Below are 21735 nucleotides of genomic sequence, written 5' to 3' on the forward strand. Positions count from 1 at the left end.
TTCTCCGGATCTCACCTTCACCCTACCCCTCCGGACTGACTTGCAAAACAGGATTTATCGCCGTTCGAGGGGTGCGGCGAAAAGTCCGTGGCGTGCGCGACGGAGCCGCCGGGCCCGCCCGTTTAGTCAGCACGATCCTCCACCGGCGGAGTTCCCCCCGAAGCCGGACCGGATGACCGTCGAGCCCTCGCCATCCCCCATGGCGAGGGCTTTCATCGTTTGGGAGCCGCCCGCCCTTGCGGTCGCGGCGAACGCACCCCAGACAGGGACCTGCCGCAAGACGCGGCGCTCCCGGCCCGGTGCGATTCATGCCAGAACGGTCCGGGGCAGGACGGAAACGAGGGCTCGTGGACCACATCTCCACCCGCGATCTGATCATGGGCAATCCCGTCGCGCGCGCGTTCGCGGTGACGGGCGACGCCTGGACGCAGTTGATCCTGCGCGAGGCCTTCTACGGCGCCCGTCGCTTCTCCCAGTGGCGTGATCGTCTGGGCATGCCGCGCAGCGTCCTGACCGACCGGCTGAACCGTCTGGTCGCCGCGGGTCTGCTGGAGCAGCGCCCGGCGAAGGAGTCCCCGACCCGGATGGAATACCGGCTGACCGAAATGGGCCTCGACATGTTCGGGGTCGCGGTCATGCAGGGGCAGTGGGAGCGCAAATGGGCGCGCTCACCGCTGCAGGAGCGCTACGCCCTGTCCTTCTTCGACCGCCAGACCGGCGAGCGGGTGACCCCCGCCATCTTCGACCACGAGCGCGGCCAGCCGATCGATCCGCATTTCATCCGCGGCGAGGCCGGCGAGGGACTGACCCCTATCGCTCCTCCGACCTCGCGTCGCCGCCGCACCCAGCCGATCGAGACAGACCGGGCGATCATCGACCGCTCGACCGACATCATGGGCGACTACTGGAGCTGGGCGGTGCTGGCCGCCGCCTTCTTCCGCCTGCGTCGCTTCGACGAGTTCCATGAGGCGCTGGGCGTCGCGACCAACATCCTCGCCGACCGGCTGAACCGCATGGTTCTGCACGGGGTGCTGGAGAAAAAGCTCTACCAGAAGGCGCCGCCGCGCTTCGAATACCGGCTGACCCAGGCGGGGCTGGACCTGTTCCCGATGATCATGGCCATGCACGGCTGGGCCGAGCGCTGGCTGTGCCCGGACGGTCCGCCGCTGAAACTGGTCGACACCCGCACCGGCGAGGCGATCCATCCGGTCGTCTGCGACCTGACCACGGGCCGCCTGCTGGACCCGCGCAATATCCGTTGGGAAGTCGAGGCGGCGCCCGTCGCTCCGGGCGCCGCCTGATCCTCAGAAGCTCTGGCTGACCGCCAGACCGAACGACCGCGGCGCCCCGAAGACGCTGAAGCCGATGCCCACGTTCTTGATGATGTGGGCCTGGTACTCGGTGTCCGTCAGGTTCTTGCCGTAGGCCGAGATCTTCAGGCCCGACGGCGACTCCCAGGACAGGAAGGCGCTGACCAGTTCGTGGGCCGGCGACAGGACCTCCGGGTTGTTCGACGGGTCGAAGTAGAAGTCGTCGGTCCACTGGTAGTCGGCCCGGGCGGCCAGGGTCCCGCCGAAGGCGTCCCACTCGCCGTCGACGTACAGGGTGTACTGGCTGTCCGGCGACCGCGGCAGGACATTGCCGTTGTACGGCAGGGTCAGGGGGCCCGAGATGGCGTTCGAGGTGAAGTGGGCGTCCAGGCTGGTGTAGGACCCGCCGATGGTCAGGTTGTTGTTCACCGCGAAGGCGGTCTCGATCTCGTAGCCGTCGACCTCGGCCTGGGCGTTGGACGTGACCAGGGTCAGGCCCAGCAGCTCATAGACCTGAAGGTCGTCGTACTCGAGACGGAACAGCGCCGCGTTGAAGCGCAGGCGGCCGTCCAGCAGCGTCGACTTCAGCCCCAGCTCGTAGTTGTCGAGGATTTCGGAGTTCAGCGGCAGCACCGCCTGCGCGCCCGACTGGGCCGCCGACGGGAAGGCGCCCGCCTTGTAGCCCCGGTCATAGCTCGCATAGAGCCGCACGTCCTCCCAGGGCTCGACCGCCAGCGCCAGCTTCCAGGTCGGCTCGTTGAAGTCGGCCTCGGCGCGGACGTTGTAGGGCGTGCCGCCCGGCCCCAGCGGAATGCCCGCCGGCGGGTTGGCCCCGCCTTCGTTGTCCAGCGCGATCTGGTGCACCTCGCGCTCGTCCCAGGTCCAGCGGGCGCCGACGGTCAGCTCCCAGATGTCCGCGAACGGCACGGTCGCCTGACCGAACAGGGCGTAGCTGGTGTTCACCGCATCCTGCAGGAAGGAGACGTCGCCGCCGAACGACGGCGGGGCGATCGGCAGGGCCGCGCGCACCACGAACCGCTCGCCGCGGCTGACTTCCTCGTTGAAATAGTAGGCCCCGGCCACCCAGTTGATCGCCGAGTCCGGCTTGGAGACCAGCCGGAACTCCTGGCTGAACTGCGACGCCCCCTCGGTCGCCTCGTCATCGACCGCCAGCGGGAAGCCCGGGAACGGCAGGCCGCCCAGATTGTCCCGCCACGAATAGTCATTGTCCCGGTACGAGGTCAGGGAGACGAAGTCGAAGGCGTCGCCTGAATGCTCGATCCGGCCGGTGAAGCCCCAGTTGGTCCGGTCCTGGTAGTTGTCCGGCGACGAGAAGCTCTGACGCCGGTCCAGTCCCGCGCGCAGGGTGTTGATCAGGGTCACGAAGGCCGGGGCCGTCGAGGCCGTCGTCACCGGAATCCGGGCGTGGCCGTCCATGTCGTCGCGCGAGAAGTCGAACGACCCGAGGAAGGTCCACGGCCCTTCGTCCTTCAGCAGCGAGGCGCGGGCGCCGAACGAGGTCCCGCCCTCCAGCCCTTCGCCGCTGGGCACGTTCTCGGCGTAGCCGTCATTGGTCGAATAACGGAAGGCCAGGCGGAAGGCGGCGTCCTCGGCGACCTGCCGGTTCACCACGCCCTCCAGCCCGTATTCGTCGAAGCTGCCGATGCGGGCCGTGATGCTGCCCGAGTCCTCGAACACCGGACGGCGGGTATAGATGTTCAGCGCCCCGCCCGAGGCGTTGCGGCCGTACAGGGTCCCCTGCGGCCCGCGCAGCACCTCGATGCGCTGGATGTCCAGGAAGGCCAGGGCGCTGGCGCCCGAGCGGCCGATCGAGACCTCGTCGATCGACACGCCGATGGACGGGTCGCTGGCCGCCGAGTCGCTCGTCGTGCCGACGCCCCGGATGTAGATCTGCGGCTCGCCGATGTTGAACTGGGTCAGGGTCACGCCCGGCGCCTTGGCCGCGACGTCCGAGATCCCGACGGCCGCCGTCCGCTCCAGCGTCTCCGCGGTGAAGGCGGTGACCGCGATCGGCACGTCCTGCAGGCTCTGTTCGCGCCGCTGGGCGGTCACGATGACCTCGTCCAGCGTGGCCGCGGCGGGCGCGTCCTGCGGCGCCGTCTGGGCCGCTGCGGGCGCCGCGAGCGCGGCTCCCACGATCAGAGCGACGGCGGACGCAGTTGTGGCGTGTGCGAACTTCATCAGCGTTTCCCTCCCCAGGGCAGCGGCTTCTCGTTGATCGGAAGCTCGACTGGAAGAGTAGCTTGCGCCAACGGACCAAGTTTGCAAGTCTTTTTACGCAAGTAGGGAGGAGCCGATGGAACAACGGTCACTGAAAGACCGGGTCATCGTGGTGACCGGGGCGGGGCGCGGGCTGGGACTGGCCTATGCGCTGGATCTGGCGTCACGGGGCGCGAAGGTGGTCGTGAACACCCGGCCGCGCGCGTCGGGCCAGCCGGCCTCGGCCGAGGCCGTGGTCGAGCGCATCCGGGACATGGGCGGCGAGGCCGTCGCCTGCCCACTGGCGGTGGAGCAGGACGACGCGGGCGAGCGCCTGCTGGACGCCGCCCTCAGCGCCTTCGGCCGCATCGACGGGCTGGTCAACAACGCCGGCGCTCCGGAAGCGAAGAGCCTGCACAAACAGACCCTGGCCGAGCTGCGCGCGGTCTTCGACATCAACTTCTTCGGCACCGTCAGCGCCACCCTGCCGATCTACCGGCGCATGCGCGAACAGGGCGCCGGGCGCATCGTCATCACCACCTCGGCGGCGGGCCTGCACGGCGTGCATGGGATGGCGGCCTACTCCTCATCCAAGGCGGCGCTGATCGGCCTGATGCGGGTGATCGCGCTGGAGGGCGCCGCGAAGGGCGTCCACGCCAACGCCGTCGCCCCCTACGCCCTGACCGGCATGACCGAGGCCTATGTCACTGACGAGGTCGGCTCGGCCATGCCGCCCGAATACGTCGCCCCCGTCGTCAGCTGGCTGATGAGCGAGGCCTGTCCGCTCAACGGCGAGACCCTGGTCGCGGGCGCCGGCAAGGTGCGGCGCGCCGTGCGGATCGAGGGCCCCGGCGTCCAGTTCCAGCCGCCCGGCGAGGTCTCGCCCGACGACCTGACCGCGGCCATGGGACCGCTGATGTCGCTGGAGGACTGGACCCTTCCGACAGATGGCAACCAGGCGTTCGAAGCCTTCCTCAGGGCGCGTCCCGCGACCGCCGTTCGATTGTCGTGACTTGCACAAACGGACCAGTAAGAGCAGATTGCAAATCAGGACTTTAGGAGCCGAGCCATGGCCGATGACGCGACCGCGACGCGCCGGATCGAAACCGGCGAACTGACCCCGTTGAACGAAATGAACCCCTACCTTCAGGGGCTCTACGAGCCTGTAGCCAGGGAGACGACGGCGCTCGACCTACCGGTCATCGGCGAGATTCCGAAGGACCTGTACGGCGCCTTCGTGCGCAACGGCCCGAACCCGGCCCATGCGCCCGCGGGCCTGCACCACTGGTTCGACGGCGACGGCATGGTCCACGCCATCCATTTCGAGAACGGCAAGGCCGAGTACCGCAACCGCTACGTCGGCACTGACGACTATCGCGCCGAACAGAAGGGGCTGGATATCCACGCCGGCGGCGTCCTGGCCCCCTCGGCCCGGACCAATCCGGCGTCGGGTCGCGGCGACCTCGTCTACAAGGACACCGCCAACACCGATCTGGTCTTCCACAACGGCGCGCTGATGGCCCTCTGGTACATCTCCGGCAAGCCGGTCCGGGTCAACGCCCGCACGCTCGAGACCATCGGCAACGAGACCTTCGGCGGCGCCCTGCGCCGCCACGTCTCGGCTCACGGCAAGGTCGACCCGAAGACCGGCGAGTTCTGCTTCTTCGACTATTCGCTCTACGAGCCGTGGATGACCTTCGGCGTCGTCGACGCGAACAACAATCTGACGAACTTCCAGAAGGTCGACCTGCCCGGGCCGCGCCTGCCGCACGACATGGGCCTGACCGAGAATTACATCATCCTGCACGACCTGCCCGTGGTCTTCACAGAGGCCGGACTGCGCAACTCGATGTGGCAGATCAAGGTCGCCGACCAGCCCGCCCGCTTCGGCGTCGTGCCGAAAAACGGGACCGGTGATCAGGTCCGCTGGTTCGAAACCGACACCTGCTACATCTACCACGTCGCCAACTGCTGGGAGGAGGGCGACGAGGTCGTCATGACCGCCTGCATGATGACGCCCAACGGCTTCCCGCCGAACCCGGCCTACGGCCCCTACGCCTCGATGGTGAACGTGCTGGCGCTCAACGCCGTGCCGGTCGAATGGCGGATGAACATGGTCACCGGTCAGGTGAGGAAGCGCCAGCTGGACGATCGCGTCGGCGAGTTCCCGGTCGTCAATCTCGACTACACCGGCCGCAAGACCAACTGGTCCTACCACGTCGCCATGGCCCCGCAGGAGCTCCAGCGCTTCTCGGGCCTGATCAAGTACGACCTCAACACCGGCGCATCGAAGACCCACGAGTTCGCCCCCGGCGTCGGCGGCTCCGAGCCCGCCTTCGCCCCTCGCGTCGGCGCGGTGGACGAGGACGACGGCTACGTCATCGTCTTCACCACCGATGAGGCCACCGGCCAGTCCGAGGTTCAGGTGCTGGCCGCCAAGGACTTCGAGGCCGGCCCCGTCGCCCGCATCCCCCTGCCCGCCCGCGTCCCCGCCGGCTTCCACGGGACTTGGGCTCCCGGCGGCCAGATCGCGGCCTGAGGACAGAACAGTATGACCGCCTACATCATCGACGCCGTCCGCACCCCCCGCGCCAAGGCCCGCCCCGACGGCGGCCTCGCCGCCCTGAAGCCGCATGAACTGGTCGCCGGTCTGATCGACGCCCTGGACCAGCGCAACGGCGGCGCCGCGCACAGGGCCGACGCCCTGATCCTCGGCGCCGTGGGGCAGGTCGGCGCCCAGGGCGCCAACGTCGCGCTGGTGACCAAGATGCACGCCGGACTGCCGGACGAGGCCTATGCCTTCAGCCTGAACAACTACTGCGTCTCGGGCCTGACCGCGATCGGACAGGCGGCCAACATGGTCGCCGCCGGGGACGCGAAGACCGCTCTGGCGGGCGGGGTCGAGATGATGAGCCGCGTCCCCTTCATGGGTGACAAGGCCGACTACTACGAGGACGCCAGCTTCCCGCGACGCACCCGCTACATCCCCGTCGTCGTCGCCGCCGACCGTCTGGCCGAGGACATCGGCGTCACCCGTCAGGAGATGGACGACGCCGCCCTGCGCTCGCAGCAGCGCACCGCCGCGGCCGAGGGCACGCCGCTGACGAAGTCGCGCATCCCGCTGAACGGCCTGACGACCGAGGAACCCGCCCGCGCCTCGACCACCGCCGAGAGCCTGGCCGCCATGCCCGCCGCCTTCGCGCCGCTGGGCGAGCAGTACGCAGACGCGCTGGGCGCCCGGAAGATCGACCACCGCCACACCGTCGCCCACGCCCCGCCCATGTGCGACGGCGCCGGGCTGGCCCTGGTCAGCGCCGCCGCCGACGGTGCCCGCGCGAAGATCGTCGCCTATGCCGAGGCCGGCGGCGATCCCGAGGCCTCCCTGACGGCGGGCTTCACCGCCATGGACCGCGCCCTCGCCAAGGCCGGGCTGACGCTCGGCGACATGGACCGGATCGAGTTCATGGAAGCCTTCGCCGTCACCATCGTGAAATTCCTGCGCGAGCGGGATGTCGATGCCGACAAGGTCAACGTCGGCGGCGGCCATCTGGCCAAGGGGCACCCGATGGGCGCCACCGGGGCCATCCTGCTGTCCTCCCTGCTCGACGCGCTGGACGCCGCCAAGGGTCGCTACGGCCTGGTCGTCGCCGCGGGGGCACAGGGCGTCGGCGCCGCCATGATCGTCGAGCGGATCGGCTGATCATGGACGGGGGGGCGCTGGATCGTCACGCCGAGCTGATCGCGCGCCACGCCGCGACGCTGGACGCCGCCATCGAGGCCGTCCGCACCCGCGAGGCGTGGAGCCCCTTCAGCGACTCGCCCTCGACGAAGATCCACGGTCCCGACAAGCCCGGCGCGGGCAAGGCCGCCTTCGAGGCGCGGCTGAACACGACCTTCGACCTGAACCAGCCGGGCGCCACCGGCGAGACCGTCGGCGAGGAGGTTTCGCCCTTCACGCAACAGCCCTTGGGCATCCGGTATCCGGTCAGCGATCCGGACATCCTCGTCGCCTCCGCCGTCGGCGCCATGACGGTGTGGCGCGAGGTCGATCCCGAGCTCCGCCTCGCCCTCTGCCTCGAGATGGCCCGACGGCTCTACGACCGCAATTTCGAGATGGCCCACGCCGTCATGCACGTGGCGGGACAGAGCTATGTGCAGGCCTTCAGCGGCTCCGGGCCCAATGCGCTGGATCGCGGCGTCGAGGCCCTCGCCTACGCCGCCAAGGCCATGCGCGATGTGACGCCGGAGGCCGAATACCACCGTCCCTTCGGCGCCGATCAGGTGGCGCTGAAGAAGACCTACACCCTCGTTCCGCGCGGCGTCGGTCTGGTCATCTGCTGCGCCTCCTTCCCGACCTGGAACGCCTGGCCCGCCATCTTCGCCAGCCTCGCCACCGGCAACCCGGTGATCGTGAAGCCCCACCCCATCGCCGTCCTGCCCATGGCGATCGGGGTCGAGACCTGCCGTCAGGTGCTGGTCGACTTCGGCTTCGATCCCAACCTCGTGACGCTGGCGGTGGACACCCTCGCTGCCCCCATCGCGGGCCGGTTCGTCGATCACCCCGACGTCCAGATCATCGACTTCACCGGCAGCCCCCGATACGGCGGCCATCTGGAGCGGACGGTCACGGGCAAGCTGCTGTTCACCGAGACGGCGGGCGTGAACACCGTCGTCATCGACAGCGTCGCCGACACCGAGGCCGTCGCCCGCGCCATCGCCCGCTCGTCCAGCCTGTTCTCGGCCCAGATGTGCACCAGCCCGCAGGTCATCTACATCGCCCCGGACCTGTTCCCGGCCATGTCGAAAGCCATCGTGGACCAGATCGACGCCCTCGCCGCCGACCCGGCTCAGGCCGCCGGGGTCATGGGCGCCATCCAGGGGCAGGTCAGCCTCGATGTCGTCGCCGAGGCCCGCCGCGCCGCCGGGACCGCACCGGCCGCCCGCATCCTGCGCGAGGCCGCGCCCTACGCCCATCCGGACTTCCCGGACGCCCGCACCCTGACCCCTCTGGTCATCGCCATCGAGGGCGACAGCGATCCCGAAATCTACGCCGAGGAGCGCTTCGGCCCGGTCCTGTTCCTCGTGTCCCGTCCCGCCGACGAAGCGGTGATGGAGGCGACCTGGCTGGCGAAGACGAAGGGCTCGATCTCGTCCTACCTCTACTCGACCGACGAGGCCTTCATCGATCGCGCGACGCCCGCCTATGAGGCCGCCGGGGCCAATCTCTCGATCAATCTGACCGGCGCGATGTGGATCAATTTCGCCGCCGCCTACAGCGACTATCACGTCACCGGGCTGAACCCCGCGGGCAACGCCTGCCTCGCCGATCTGGCCTTCGTCGCCTCGCGCTTCCGCATCGTCCAGCGACGGCGGCCGCTGGCATGAGCAGCGACGTTTTCCTCGCCGGCGTCTCCATGACCGCCTTCGGCAAGCGGCCCGGCGACAGCGTCAAGTCGCTGGCCGCCGAGGCCGTCACCGCCGCCCTGTCCGACGCGGGCGCGAGCGTGGCCGATATCGAGGCCGCGTGGTTCTCCAACACCCGCCAGCCCATGCTGGAGGGCCAGAACACCGTGCGCGGCCAGATCGCCCTGCGCCCGCTCGGCCTGACCGGCATCCCGGTCGTCAATGTCGAGAACGCCTGCGCCTCCGGCTCCACCGCCCTGCTGCAGGCCATCCACTGGCTGCGCGCCGGGGCGGGCGATATCGCCCTCGTCGTTGGGGTCGAGAAGATGGTCTTCCCCGACCGCCCCGAACAGGTCGCCGCCGCCTTCGCAGGCGGCACCGACGTCCACGACCGCGACGGCGTGCGGGACTACATCCGCCGGATGGGCGGCGGGCCGCCGACCGACGGCCGCAGCCTGTTCATGGACCTCTATGCGGCCCAGGCCCGCGCCCACATGGCCCGCTTCGGTTCGACCCCGCTCGACCTCGCCCTGCTGGCCGCCAAGAACCACACCGCCGCCGCGCACAATCCGCGCAGCCAGTACCGCACCCCGATGACGGCCTCGCAGGTGCTGGCCGACAAGCCCATCGTCTTCCCCTTCACCCGCGCCATGTGCGCCCCGGTCAGCGACGGCGCCGCCGCCGCCGTGGTCTGCTCGACCCGGGGGCTGAAGCGTCTGGGCGCAGAGGCCCGCGCCGTCCGCATCCGGGGCTGTGCGCTGGTCAGCGCCGGCGCCCGCGCGCCCGACGACTTCGCGAACCACATCGGCCGCCGCGCCGCCTCGGCCGCCTATGAGCAGGCCGGGATCGCCCCCGCCGACATCGACGTCGTCGAGGTCCATGACGCCACCAGCTACGCCGAGCTCCAGCAGATCGAAAACCTCGGCCTCGCCGAGCCCGGCACGGTCGGCGCCCGCGCCGCGACCGGCGATTTCGCGCTGGGCGGCAAGACACCCGTGAACCCCTCCGGCGGCCTCGTCGCCAAGGGCCATCCGGTCGGCGCCACCGGCCTCGCCCAGCTGTTCGAACTGACCAGCCAGCTGCGCGGCGAGGCGGGGCCGCGCCAGGTCGAGGGCGCCCGCATCGCCGTGGCCGAGAACGGCGGCGGCTTCCTCGGCGTCGAGGAGGCGGCCACTGTCGTCACTGTCCTGGAACGGTGGGCCGCATGACCCATCCGATCCGCGACCTCTACGACAACGCCGCCGCCAGGGCCGACCGCCCCGCCCTGTTCGACGGCGACCTCACCCTGACCCACGGCGAACTGATCACCCTGGTCGAACGCGCCGCGGCCGACCTGACCACGCGTGGCATCGGTCCCGGCGCCCGCGTCGGCCTGTGCGCCGCCAACAGCTGGCGCCATGTCGTCGCCTATCTCGCCATCCTGCGCGCCAACGCCGTCTGGACCCCGCTCAATCCGCGCAACGGCGCCGGGCTGAACAGCGACTTCCAGCGCCGCGCCGGTCTGGCCCTGACCCTGCACGACGCCGCCTCCATCTCCCAGATGGGCGCCACCGCCCACCCGCTCCGTCTGGGAGGCTGGCTGGCCGACCTGCCCGACGCCGCGCCGCCGCCGATCCTCGACGACCCCGCCGCCCCCTTCGCCCTGAAGTTCACCGGCGGCTCCACCGGCATTCCCAAGGGCGTGGTCCAGTCGCAGGCCAGCGGCCTCGCCGCCCTGCGCTCGCTCCAACAATTCTACGGCTTCACCGCCGAGGACGTGAACCTGGCCGTCGCCCCCCTGACCCACGGCGCGTCCCACTACATCCTGCCTGTGCTGGCCGCGGGCGGAGCCCACGTCCTGCTCGCCACGCCCGACCGCGCCGCCATCCTGAACGAGCTGAAGCGCCGGATCAGCGTCGTCTTCATGCCCCCGACCCTGATCGCCCTGCTGATGGGCGAGACGGACTTCGGCGCCGGCGACTTCCCCGCCCTTCGCCATCTCACCTGGTCGGCCGCCCCCATGTCGCCGGGCCGGGTCGCCCAGGCCGTCTGCCGGTTCGGCCCGGTCCTCTCCAGCCTCTACGGCCAGACCGAGGCCCCGATGGCCGTCACCGGCCTGACCGCCGCCGAGACCGCCGATCCCGAGCTCCGCGCCAGCGTCGGCCGCCCCTTCCCCGGCACGCCCGTCGGCGTCCTGACCCGCGACGGCGAAGTCGTCTTCCGGGGCGAGGGCGAAGTGGTGGTCGGCGGCGATCTGGCCCGCACCGAATATCTCGACGCCCCCAACCTGACCGCCGCCTCGCGTCACGAGGGCTGGCTGAAGACCGGCGACATCGGCCGCCTCGACGCCTCGGGTCGCCTGACCCTGATCGGCCGCTCGAAGGAGCTGATCATCACCGGCGGCTACAACGTCTATCCGGGCGAGGTGGAGGCGGCGCTGAACGCCCATCCCGCCGTGCGCGAGGCCTGCGCCTTCGGCCTGCCCGACGATGTCTGGGGCGAGCGTCTGGAGGCCGCCGTGGCCGTCGACGCCCGTTTCATCGACGACGCCGCCATCCGCGCCTTCGTGCGCGAGGCCATCGGTCCCGTGCGCACGCCCAAACGCCTGCACCTCCTGCCCGCCCTGCCCCGCAATCCGGTCGGCAAGGTAGTCCGCGGCGAGGTCCGCAGCCTGCTCTATCCCGACGCCGCCATCGCTGAGGAGGCCCGCCCATGATCGTCATTCCCGAGCACCGCATCCGCGAGATGAAGGCCCGCGGCTGGTGGGGTGACATCACCCTGGACGACCTGTTCCAGAAGCATGTGAAGGCCCATCCGGACACAGAAGCGCTGGTCGATCCGTTCAACGCCCCGGACATCGTCGGCGGCGTGGCCGAGCGCCTGACCTGGCGTCAGACCGCCGACGCGGTCGATCGCCTCTGCGCCGTCCTGACCGCCCACGGCATCGGCAAGGACGACGTGGTCGTGGTCCAGCTGCCCAACATCGCCGAGCTGACCATCAGCTACCTGGCCTGCCTGCGGCTGGGGATCATCGTCAGCCCCGCCCCGGTCCAGTACCGCGAACACGAGCTGTCCTACATCATCGGCAAGACCGACGCCGTCGCCGCCATCACCAACGACCGCATCGGCAAGCACCGGCACGGCGAGATGATCGTCGGCCTGAAGTCCGCCTGCCCGACCCTGCGCCACGTCTTCGTCCTGGGCGAGACTTGCCCCGAAGGCGGCCTCGACCTCGAGCCCCTGATGGACGGCGTCACGCCCGCCCGGCACAAGGCCGCCCAGAAGGCCGCGAAGGCCGCGCAGATCACCGCCGACGACATCGTCACCATCTGCTGGACCTCCGGCACCGAGGCCCAGCCCAAGGGCGTGCCGCGCAGCCACAATGAGTGGATCATCATGGGCCACGGCGTCATCGACGCCGCCGACCTCGAGCCCGGCGCCAGCCTGCTCAACCCGTTCCCGATGGTGAACATGGGCGGCATCTCGACCGCCTTCATCGGCTGGCTTCTGCTGGGCGGCGCCCTGATCCAGCACCACCCCTTCGACCTGCAGGTCCTGCTCAGGCAGATGCGGGACGAGAAGATCGACTACACCGTCGCCCCGCCCGCCGTGCTGAACCTCCTGCTCCAGAACGAGGCCATGCTGGAGGGCATCGACTTCAGGCGGCTGAAGTCCATCGGCTCGGGCTCCGCGCCCCTGTCCGAGTGGATGGTGCGCGGCTTCCACGAGAAATACGGCGTCCAGATCGTCAACTACTTCGGCTCCAACGAGGGGGCCTCCTTCCCCTCCGCCCTCAAGGACCTGCCCGAGGCCGCCGACCGCGCCAGCCTGTTCCCGCGTCTGGGCGAGGGCTTCAGATGGGCCTGCGTCCTGCACGACCGCATCTTCACCCGCCTGATCGATCCCGAGACCGAGGAAGAGATCACCACCGCCGGTCAGCCGGGCGAGCTGCGGGTCAAGGGCGCCACCATCTTCTCCGGCTACTGGCGCGCGCCCGAGATCAACGCCCGCGCCTTCGACGCCGACGGCTGGTTCCGCACCGGCGACCTGTTCGAACTGGCCGGCGACCGGCTGCAGTATCTGAAATTCGTCGGCCGCCTGAAGGACATCATCATCCGCGGCGGCATGAACATCTCGTCGGAGGAGATCGAGAGCCATCTCGTCGCCCATCCGGCCATCGCCGAGGCCGCCGTCGTCGGCGCGCCCGACCCCAATCTGGGCGAGCGCCTTCTGGCCTTCGTCGTCTTCCGTCCCGGTCAGAGCGCGAGCCTGGCCGAGATCAACGCCTTCCTGACCGGCGACCGCCACGTCGCCGTCTACAAGCAGATCGAACGCCTCGAGACGATCGAGGCCCTCCCCCGTAATCCCGTCGGCAAGATCCTGAAACGGGAGCTTCGCCAGAACGTCACCACCGAGATCCAGTCCGCATGACCTCCCCCTTCGACACCCTGCGCCTGCCCGTCTTCGCGGCGCCCATGTTCCTGATCAGCGGGCCGGAACTGGTCATCGCCGCCTGCAAGGCCGGCGTCGGCGGCGCCTTCCCGACGCCCAACTGCCGCACGGTCGAGGACCTGGATACGTGGATGGGAACGATCACCGATGCGCTGAAGCCGGGCGACGCCCCGTGGATCGCCAACATGATCACCCACTCGACCAACGCGAGGCTCCCCGAGGACCTGCGCCTGATCGCCGAGTACAAGCCGCCCGTGGTGATCACGGCGCTCGGTTCGCCGAAACCGGTCATGGAGACGGTGAAATCCTACGGCGGTCTGGTCTTCGCCGACGTCGTCTCGATGAAGCTGGCGAAGAAGGCCGCTGAAGCCGGGGTCGACGGTCTGGCCTGCGTCAGCGCGGGCGCCGGCGGCCACACCGGCCACCTGTCGCCCTTCGCCTTCATCTCGGCGGTGCGCGACTTCTTCGACGGCTATATCGCGGTCGGCGGCGGGGTCGGCGACGGCGCGGGCGTGGCGGGCGCGGTCGCGGCGGGCGCGGACTTCGTCTACATGGGCACCCGCTTCCTGGCCTCGGCCGAGAGCATGGCCCAGCCCGAGTACAAGCAGATGGTCGTGGACGCAGGGCCCGACGATCTGGTCGTCTCGGCCGCCGTCACCGGCACCCCGGCGTCCTGGCTGCGCCCCAGCCTGGTCGCCGCCGGTCAGGACCCCGACAACCTCGGCGCCGCCCCGGATCGCAACTACACCTCGGGCGGCTCGACCAAGCGCTGGCGCGACATCTGGGCCGCCGGTCAGGGGCTGGAGGCCGTGAAGGCCGTCGAACCCGTCGCCGACATCGTCGACCAGCTGGCGGGCGAGTACGACGCCGCCGTCGCCCGCTTTCAGTCGAAGACCGGAGGACGGACGGCGCGGGGCGCGGCGGCGTGAACGCCGTCGCGTCTCTCGTCTCGCCGGTCGATTTCGAGCTCGACCCGACCGCCACCGGCCTCGAGCTCCTGCGCCGCTGGGCGATGAAGGCCGACACCGTGGGCGGCTATCCGCAACGGCTGAACGCCCGCCCGGTGGAGTTCGAGGACGGCTTCGTCCGCATCGTCTGCGACCTTGACCCCGGCCACGCCAACTTCATGGGGCTGGTCCACGGCGGGGTGTCCGCCTCGCTGGTGGACGTGGCCGGCGGCAGCGCGGTCATGACCATCCTCGAGCCCGGCCAGAGCCTGCTGACCACCGACCTGTCGATGCGCTTCCTCAACGCCGCGCCGCTGGACTGCGCCCGGCTCGAGACCGTCGGCCGCATCGTCTTCCGCGACGCCCGCAAGGCCGTGGTCGAGGCCACGGTCTCGACGGCGGACGGGCTGGTCATCGCTCCGGGCACGGTCGGGGTGTCGATCCGTTCTCCCCGATAGCAAAGAAGGGGATGCGACCAATTTCGACGCAGGCGCGTGCCAGACTGCACTTGAACCGGTCCTCGAACCGACCCCTCAAGTGATAGACCATCACCCGGATGATATTCGCGGCCGTCCAGCGCCCTGAATCGTTCAAATGCCCGCCACGACAGGGTTTGGGATCGACAGCCCACGTAGACGACATAGACGACATAGACGGTGTATTTCACGCGTCTCGACCATCTGCGCGCCCCGCCTCACACCCCGATGACGAGGCTCACCGTCGTCGTGGTCGAGCCGCCGATGTTCAGCGTCTGCACGGTCTTCGCGCCCTCGACCTGGTAGTCGCCGGCGGTTCCGGTCGTCTGCTTGAAGGCGTCCAGCGCCATCCGCACCCCGGTCGCCCCGACCGGGTGGCCGCAGCCGATCAGGCCGCCCGAGGCGTTGATCGGCAGCTTGCCGCCCAGCTCGATGTCGCCCGCCTCGACGGCCTTCCAGCTCTCGCCCGGCGCCGTCAGCCCCAGATGGTCGATGGCCATGTATTCGGTCATCGAGAAGCAGTCGTGCGTCTCCACCGCGTCCACGCCGGACAGGTCGATCCCGGCCCTGGCGCGGGCGTCGTCGATGGCCCGCTTCACCTGCGGGAAGACCCAGGTCTGGCCCTCACTGGCGCGGATCTTCCGGCCGTAGTCGATGGGGGCGCAGCGGTGGCCCCAGCCCTTGATGCGCGGCAGGCTTTCCAGCGGGATGCCCCGCTTGCGCGCATACTCCGCCGCCCGCTCCGGCGAGGCCAGGACGATGGCCGAGGCCCCGTCCGTCACCTGCCCGCAGTCGGTCTTGCGGACCCGTCCCTCGATCACCGGATTGGCCTCGTCATCGTTCGAGAAGCTGGCGTCGGTGAACTGGTAGTTCCGGGTCTGGGCGTTCGGATTGCGTTTGGCGTTGGCGAAATTGATCTGGGCGATCCGGCGCAGGTGCTGCTCGTCAATGCCGTAGCGGCGGTCGTACTCCTCGGTCAGGTCGGAGAAGGCGCGCGGCCAGGGATAGGTGGCGTCCAGATACTCGTGCCCGGCCCAGGCGGCAGCGCCCAGATGCTCGGCGGCGGTCACGCCCGGCACGTTGCGCATCATCTCCAGACCCAGCACCAGCGAGGTGCCGTAGCGACCGGACTCGATGTCCGCCGCCGCCGCCAGAACCGCCAGACTGCCCGAGGCGCAGGCCGCCTCATGGCGCGAGGCCGGCATGCCGGTGAACCGTTCGTCCGCCATGGCGAAGAAGCCGCCCAGCATCCCCTGACCGGTGAACAGGTCGCCGACGAAGTTGCCGACATGGCCCACGTCGATGTCGTCCGGTTCCAGACCGGTATGGTCCAGCGCCCCGTGCACCGCCTCGGCGAAGCCGTCGCCGATCTCCAGCCCTTCCCGGGCATAGTTGCGCGCGAAGTCCGACTGCCAGCCGCCGAGGATGTAGGTCATACGCTTTCGTCCTTACGCCGCGGCCTGGGAGGCGCGGATGGTTTCGCCCTGCGCCCAGGTGGCGTGGGTGCCGCTGGACAGACGTCCCGGCAGGATGATCCGCGCCACCGGTCCGTCGCCCGGCTTCTGCGCATCATAGATCACGCACTCGGACCGGTTCTCGATCATGTCGGTGACATAGGTGATCAGATAGCCGTCGTCCTCGCTGGTCGCGCCGATGCGCGGGGCGAAGCCGGGCTCCGAGCCGTAGCGCTCCGGACCGAAGTCGACCGACCAGCTCTCGCCGGTGTCCATGTCGTGCTTGACCAGCCCGGTGAACAGGAACCAGCCGGGCTTGGACACGGCGCTGTAGGCATAGCGGTACTTCACCCCGCCGTACTGGTTGTTGATGATGCCGAACTCCAGCACCCGGTCATCCATCCGCTGCTCGGTCGTCTCGCCGGTCTTCAGGTTGAAGCGCCAGCGGTGCAGCTTCGGCTGCAGCATGTTCTGGTCGAGGAAGGTCATGATCCGCTCATGCCCCGGCCAGGCGTCCGGGCTGGTCTGGGGCACCGGATTGTCCTGGAAATAGCCGTCCATGACGATCTCGTCGCCCTCCTCCCACGCATTGAGGAAGTGCAGGACGTAGGTCGCGTCCGCCTCGAACCAGCGCACGTCCTCGGCCCTGCCGTAGCGCGGGATGATGCCGAACCGCGACTTCATCTCCGGATGGAAGCGCGCCGCATGGATGCCCTTGGGCAGCAGGTCTTCCTCCCAGAACAGCGGGAAGTCGTTCAGGATCGAGTAGTTCGTCGTGAACGCCATGTCGTGCGGCAGGCGCGCGCCCGGCAGCGGGATCGGCGTGAAATGCTTGAGTTTGTTATCCGGCCCAACGACGCCGTAGTGCATGTGCGGCGCGGCCTTGGAGTAGTTGAAGAACAGCAGGTCGCCGGTCTTCTCATCCACCTTCGGATGGGCCGAAATGCCCTCCGGCGGGCACCAGTCGGCGCTCTCGATCTGTTCCATGGTGTAGGGGTCGAGGCGATAGCCCTCCCCGCACTGGTAGAAGGTCGACAGGATGGCGCCCGCATGGACGATCACATCCGTCGAGGACGAGTCCTTCAGCCCGCCGTGCGCGCCCCAGCCCGGCTGTTGCGACAGCGACGGATGCTCGGCCAGACCGGCCCAGATCGCATGGCCCGCCGCCTGCTCGGCCAGGAAGCCCTTGGTGCGAACGAACCGGTTGCGATAGGCCGCCTTGCCGTCCCGGAAGCTGATCGTGTGGATCATGCCATCGCCGTCAAACGGGTGATAGCGACCGATCGGCTCGTGCACCGGGTTCTCGGTGTTGCGCACATAGACGCCGTCGATGTCGGTCGGGATCGTCCCGATGACCGGCATGTCCTCGGCCGTGAATTCCTCATGCTGCGGCGTCCAGGCGCCCGTCATGTAAGGGTGCTCGTTCGGCTTCAGCGTGACCTTGAACGGCTCCTGCGAAACCTTGCCCAGCTGGACGTCACGCGCGGCGCCGGTCGGTTCGAAACGCATCGAAAACTCCTTGCGGGCCAGTGGCCCGGAAATAGTAGCTTTCGTTAGAATACCATTCTTGCGGCGCTTGGCGAGGGCTTTTAGTATCAAATCGAAAGCGACGCCGAACACGGCGCGGTACAGGGAGAATTACAGATGGCGGACCACTCCGCTCCGGCGCTCGACTTCGACGGCCTGCGGCCGCCCAGCCCCTTCCTGACCGGACGGCACGACGCCTGGCGCGCCCAGCTGCGCGGCTTCGTCGATACGCACATCGCCCCCAACCTGAAGGACTGGGACGCCGCCTCCGACTTCCCCGACAGCCTCTACGTCGAGGCGGCCAGGGCCGGGATCCTCGGCATGGGCTTCCGCGAGGACCTCGGCGGCACGGGCGAGGACATCGACCTGTGGGACCGCATCATCTTCGCCGAGGAGTTCTTCCGCCTCGGCTCCGGGGTCGTCTTCGCCGACCTCGCCACCCCGTGGATCGCCCTGCCCCCGATCATCTCGGGCGGCACGCCGGAGATGCTGGAGCGCGTCGCCAAACCGGTGCTGGCGGGCCAGAAGAAGATCGCCTTCGCCGTCACCGAGCCCGGCGGCGGCTCCGACGTCTCGGCCTTCACCACCACCGCCGAACGCAAGGGCGACGTCTTCGTCGTCAACGGCGGCAAGACCCTGATCTCGGGCGCGATGAAGGCCGACTTCCTGCTGACCGCCGTGCGCACCGGCGGGCCCGGCATGGGCGGCCTGTCCATGCTGCTGATCGAGACCGACCGTCCCGGCGTCAGCCGCGGCCCGGTGCCCGGCCTCGAATGGTACAACCGCAACAACGGCTGGCTTCAGTTCGATAACGTCGAGGTGCCGGTCAGCAATCTGATCGGGGTCGAGAACCGCGGCTTCGCGGGCCTCGCCGGCCAGTTCAACATCGAGCGTTTCAGCGGCATCTCCGCCACCCTCGCCATGGCCCGCACCTGCATCGCTGAAGCGATTTCGTTTGCCCGCGAACGCCAGACCTTCGGCAAGCGCCTGATCGACCACCAGTCGATGCGCCACAAGATCGTCGAGATGATCCAGCGCCTGAAGGCCGCCTACGCCTTCCTCGACATTCTCGTCTGGCGCTTCCAGCGCGGCGAGACCCCGGTGGCCGATCTGGCCCTGCTGAAGGTGCAGGCGACCACCACGCTGGAGCACTGCGCCCGCGAGAGCCTGCAGGTCCTCGGCGGCCGCGCCTACACCGGCGACAACCGCGTCGAGCGCATCTACCGCGAGGCCCGCATCTTCGTCATCGGCGGCGGCTCCGAGGAGATCCTGCGCGACCTCGCCGCCAAGCAGATGGGGTTCTGACCCCACTCATACCCGAACAACAACGCCCTCCTCCGGTCCGCCGGGGGAGGGCTTTTCTTGGCCCAAAGAAGAAGGCCCCGGCGTCAGGAGAACGCCGGGGCCCCAAGGCTCAGGAAAACGCAGCCCTTAGAAGGTGCGGCGCAGGGTGATCCCGTAGGTGCGGGGATCGCCGAGGAAGGCCGAGTAGGAACCGGCCTGGAACGTGGCCGGGATTACGCGGCGGTAGTAGTCCTTGTCGAAGACGTTGCGGGCCCAGATGTCGACGGCCCAGCTCTCGTCCGGCCCGCGCAGCGAGAAGCGGGCGTTGGCGACCGAGAACGAAGGCTGGATCCGGTTCGGATCGAAGCCGCCGGTGAAGAACTCGGAGCTGTAGCGGTTGTCGATATAGGCCACGCCGGTCAGCTGCTCGCCGATCGGGAACTCATAGGTGACCGAGGTCACGTTCACCCAGTCCGGCGACTGTTCCATGTCGCGGCCCGAGTAGCCCAGGTTCCCAGCGTTGGTCGGGTAGTAGGCGTCGGTATAGGTCAGGCCGTTGGTGATGGTCAGGCCTTCCATCGGCCGCCAGGTCAGCTCCAGCTCCGCGCCTTCCGAAATGGCCTCGGACAGGCTGCGGACCACGAAGTTGATCCCGGTATATTCGATCAGCTGGAAGCCCGAGAACTTCTGGTGGAAGATCGCCAGGTTGGCCGTCAGCGAGCGGTCGAAGAACTCGCCCTTCAGCCCAAACTCATAGGCGTCCACCGTCTCTTCCGAGAAGGCCAGGTCGCGGGCGTTCGGGGTCGCCGGCGTGGTGAAGCCGGCGCGGTCGAAATTGTAGCCGCCCGACTTGTAGCCCCGCGAGTACGACAGGTAGCTCGTGAGCGTGGGCAGGAACTCGTAGGACACGTTGAAGGTGCCGGTGACCGCATCCTCGCTGCGCGAGTCCGAGTCGCCCGCCGGGTTCAGGCGGGTATCCCAGAAGGGGGCGCAGAAGCGGGTGATGCCCGGCGCGTCCCCTGTGGCCCGGGCGCTGTCACAGGCCGGGTTGAAGTTCTCGCCGCGGAAGTCGATCGACTTCTCGTTGTTGGTGTAGCGCAGACCGGCCGTGATGCTCAGCTGATCGGTGACATTGAAGATGTTGTGGGTGAAGAACGAGACGTCGCGTCCGTTCTGATTGCCGATGCCGCGCGCGCCGTCGCCCGGGGTGAAGGCGGCCAGGGTCGAGGCCTGGAAGGTCGCCGCGCCGCCATAGATCAGCGGATAGTCCGCCCCCATCCGGTAGGCGGAGTCATTCATGACGTCCTCGTCCGAATAGTAGGCCCCGACCAGCCAGTCGACGATGCCGGCGGTGCCCTGCAGACGCAGTTCCTGGGTGAAGACGTCGAAGCTCTGGTGCAGGCCGTCCGGGGCGAAGAAGCCCAGATCGGCGCCCGAGTGATCGAAGTCCTGCGATCGGTAGGCCTCCCAGCTGCGGTAGGCGGTGATCGAGGTCAGGGTGCCGAAGCCGAGATCCCAGTCCGCCTGGGCCGACACGCCCCAGTCGACGATGTCTTCCTGGTTCTGGCGGCCGCTGGACTTGGAGGCCTCGCGGTCGAACGGATCGGTGCTGGTGTAGCCGACGTCGCCGCGCGCGCCGGCCAGGGTGTTGACCAGGCCGTAAGTCGGACCGGCGATGGCCAGCACGGCCACGCAGCAGTTCTCATTGCGGTTGGTGTAGTCGGCGCTGAAGCGCCAGCTGAGGGTGTCGCTCGGCTCCCAGCGCAGCTTGGCGCGGACGAACTGGCGATCCAGATTGTCCAGGGTCTCGCTGCTGTTGGCGTCCTGGTAGAAGCCGTCCCGCGTCTCCGAGCTGGCCTCGATGCGGAAGGCCGCATTGTCCGACAGCGGGATGTTGACCGCCCCGGCCAGACGCATGTCCGAGTAGTTGCCGTAGGTGCCTTCAAGCCGCCCCTCGACGCCCGAGAAGCTCGGGTCACGGGTCACGATGTTGATCAGACCCGACGAGGTGTTGCGGCCGAACAGGGTGCCCTGCGGCCCGCGCAGGACCTCGATCCGCTGCAGGTCGCCCAGCTCCGACAGGGCCACGCCGGTGCGCGCCCGGGTCACGCCGTCGATGACCACGCCGACCGAGGACTCAAGGCCCGGGTTGGTCGAGGTGGTGCCGATGCCGCGGATGCGGATCGACGAGTCGGCGCCGCCGCCGGGGGTCTGGAACTGGACACTGGGGGCCAGGCCCGTCAGCTCGCGGATGTCGGAGACGCCCGAGTTCTGGAGCTGTTCGGCGCCGACCGCGGTGACGGCGACGGGCACGTCAATGAGCCGCTCCTCGCGCTTGGTCGCGGTGACGATCACCTCGTCCAGCTGGGTCGCATTCTCTTGCGGCGATGTCTGTTGCGCGGTCTGGGCCAACACCGGCGTCGCGCCGAGAGAAGCCGCCAGAACCAGTGCGGATACGCTGATCGAACCTCGAATGTTCACGCCCTATCCTCCCATGAGCCCTCGTTTAGCCAAGGTGCTTCGGCGCTAGATGTAACTTGCGTATTCAGACTGTCAAATAGCTTTTGTAATCAGACCAACTTCCGTGCTTGAGTGAGTGAAGGCCGCCACGGCGCCTTCGAGCCTCCCCGGAAAGGGGACGACCGAAGTCGCAGGCAGGACCTGAAAGACCGGAAAACCGGCG

At 68.9% G+C, this 21735-nt stretch carries 15 protein-coding genes; 11 read left to right on the forward strand and 4 right to left on the reverse strand.

Annotated features, from left to right (window positions below; translation table 11 throughout):
• The first annotated feature begins 347 nt into the window (after nucleotides 1-347).
• Nucleotides 348-1301 carry a helix-turn-helix domain-containing protein gene (locus VGE03_RS08890; RefSeq protein WP_331046122.1) on the forward strand — a complete coding sequence of 318 codons (954 nt, stop codon included), beginning with the start codon at nucleotides 348-350 and terminating at the stop codon, nucleotides 1299-1301.
• A gap of 3 nt (nucleotides 1302-1304) precedes the next feature.
• Here VGE03_RS08890 and VGE03_RS08895 read toward each other — a convergent pair whose 3' ends face one another.
• Complete coding sequence (locus VGE03_RS08895; RefSeq protein WP_331046123.1) at nucleotides 1305-3512, reverse strand: TonB-dependent receptor; 2208 nt, start codon at nucleotides 3510-3512, stop codon at nucleotides 1305-1307.
• A 115-nt stretch (nucleotides 3513-3627) separates the two neighbouring features.
• Between VGE03_RS08895 and VGE03_RS08900 the strand changes: the two genes are divergently transcribed.
• From VGE03_RS08900 to VGE03_RS08940, 9 genes are read left to right on the forward strand one after another with little or no spacing between them, the layout of a single operon-like run.
• Nucleotides 3628-4542 (forward strand): SDR family NAD(P)-dependent oxidoreductase, encoded by a 915-nt coding sequence (locus tag VGE03_RS08900; RefSeq protein ID WP_331046124.1) that lies wholly within the window; start codon nucleotides 3628-3630, stop codon nucleotides 4540-4542.
• A 57-nt stretch (nucleotides 4543-4599) separates the two neighbouring features.
• Nucleotides 4600-6069 (forward strand): carotenoid oxygenase family protein, encoded by a 1470-nt coding sequence (locus tag VGE03_RS08905; protein ID WP_331046125.1) that lies wholly within the window; start codon nucleotides 4600-4602, stop codon nucleotides 6067-6069.
• A gap of 12 nt (nucleotides 6070-6081) precedes the next feature.
• Nucleotides 6082-7230, forward strand: coding sequence for an acetyl-CoA C-acyltransferase (locus tag VGE03_RS08910; protein WP_331046126.1), 1149 nt, complete (start codon nucleotides 6082-6084; stop codon nucleotides 7228-7230).
• 2 nt (nucleotides 7231-7232) lie between these two features.
• Nucleotides 7233-8915 (forward strand): aldehyde dehydrogenase family protein, encoded by a 1683-nt coding sequence (locus VGE03_RS08915; protein WP_331046127.1) that lies wholly within the window; start codon nucleotides 7233-7235, stop codon nucleotides 8913-8915.
• Entirely contained in the window at nucleotides 8912-10141 is a 1230-nt protein-coding gene (locus tag VGE03_RS08920; RefSeq protein WP_331046128.1) for a thiolase family protein, read from the forward strand. Before VGE03_RS08915 ends, VGE03_RS08920 begins: the two co-directional genes overlap by 4 nt.
• Nucleotides 10138-11628 carry a class I adenylate-forming enzyme family protein gene (locus VGE03_RS08925; RefSeq protein ID WP_331046129.1) on the forward strand — a complete coding sequence of 497 codons (1491 nt, stop codon included), beginning with the start codon at nucleotides 10138-10140 and terminating at the stop codon, nucleotides 11626-11628. Before VGE03_RS08920 ends, VGE03_RS08925 begins: the two co-directional genes overlap by 4 nt.
• Nucleotides 11625-13343 carry a class I adenylate-forming enzyme family protein gene (locus tag VGE03_RS08930; protein WP_331046130.1) on the forward strand — a complete coding sequence of 573 codons (1719 nt, stop codon included), beginning with the start codon at nucleotides 11625-11627 and terminating at the stop codon, nucleotides 13341-13343. Before VGE03_RS08925 ends, VGE03_RS08930 begins: the two co-directional genes overlap by 4 nt.
• Entirely contained in the window at nucleotides 13340-14293 is a 954-nt protein-coding gene (locus tag VGE03_RS08935; RefSeq protein WP_331046131.1) for a nitronate monooxygenase, read from the forward strand. Before VGE03_RS08930 ends, VGE03_RS08935 begins: the two co-directional genes overlap by 4 nt.
• On the forward strand, nucleotides 14290-14769 hold the full coding sequence (locus VGE03_RS08940) for a PaaI family thioesterase (RefSeq protein WP_331046132.1): 480 nt from the start codon (nucleotides 14290-14292) through the stop codon (nucleotides 14767-14769). The genes VGE03_RS08935 and VGE03_RS08940 overlap by 4 nt, the downstream gene beginning before the upstream one ends.
• Nucleotides 14770-15005: 236 nt before the next feature.
• On the opposite strand, the gene VGE03_RS08945 is transcribed toward VGE03_RS08940, so the two are convergent.
• Nucleotides 15006-16223, reverse strand: coding sequence for an acetyl-CoA acetyltransferase (locus VGE03_RS08945; RefSeq protein ID WP_331046133.1), 1218 nt, complete (start codon nucleotides 16221-16223; stop codon nucleotides 15006-15008).
• Nucleotides 16224-16235: 12 nt separating this feature from the next.
• Nucleotides 16236-17750, reverse strand: coding sequence for a carotenoid oxygenase family protein (locus tag VGE03_RS08950; protein ID WP_331046134.1), 1515 nt, complete (start codon nucleotides 17748-17750; stop codon nucleotides 16236-16238).
• Between the two features lie 135 nt (nucleotides 17751-17885).
• Between VGE03_RS08950 and VGE03_RS08955 the strand changes: the two genes are divergently transcribed.
• A complete protein-coding gene (locus VGE03_RS08955) occupies nucleotides 17886-19073 on the forward strand; it encodes an acyl-CoA dehydrogenase family protein (protein WP_331046135.1) in 1188 nt (395 codons plus the stop codon).
• Between the two features lie 126 nt (nucleotides 19074-19199).
• Here VGE03_RS08955 and VGE03_RS08960 read toward each other — a convergent pair whose 3' ends face one another.
• On the reverse strand, nucleotides 19200-21533 hold the full coding sequence (locus tag VGE03_RS08960; protein ID WP_331046136.1) for a TonB-dependent receptor: 2334 nt from the start codon (nucleotides 21531-21533) through the stop codon (nucleotides 19200-19202).
• Between the last annotated feature and the right edge of the window lie 202 nt (nucleotides 21534-21735).

It is taken from the genome of Brevundimonas sp. (assembly GCF_036400995.1).
In the GTDB taxonomy this organism is placed as follows: Bacteria; Pseudomonadota; Alphaproteobacteria; order Caulobacterales; family Caulobacteraceae; genus Brevundimonas.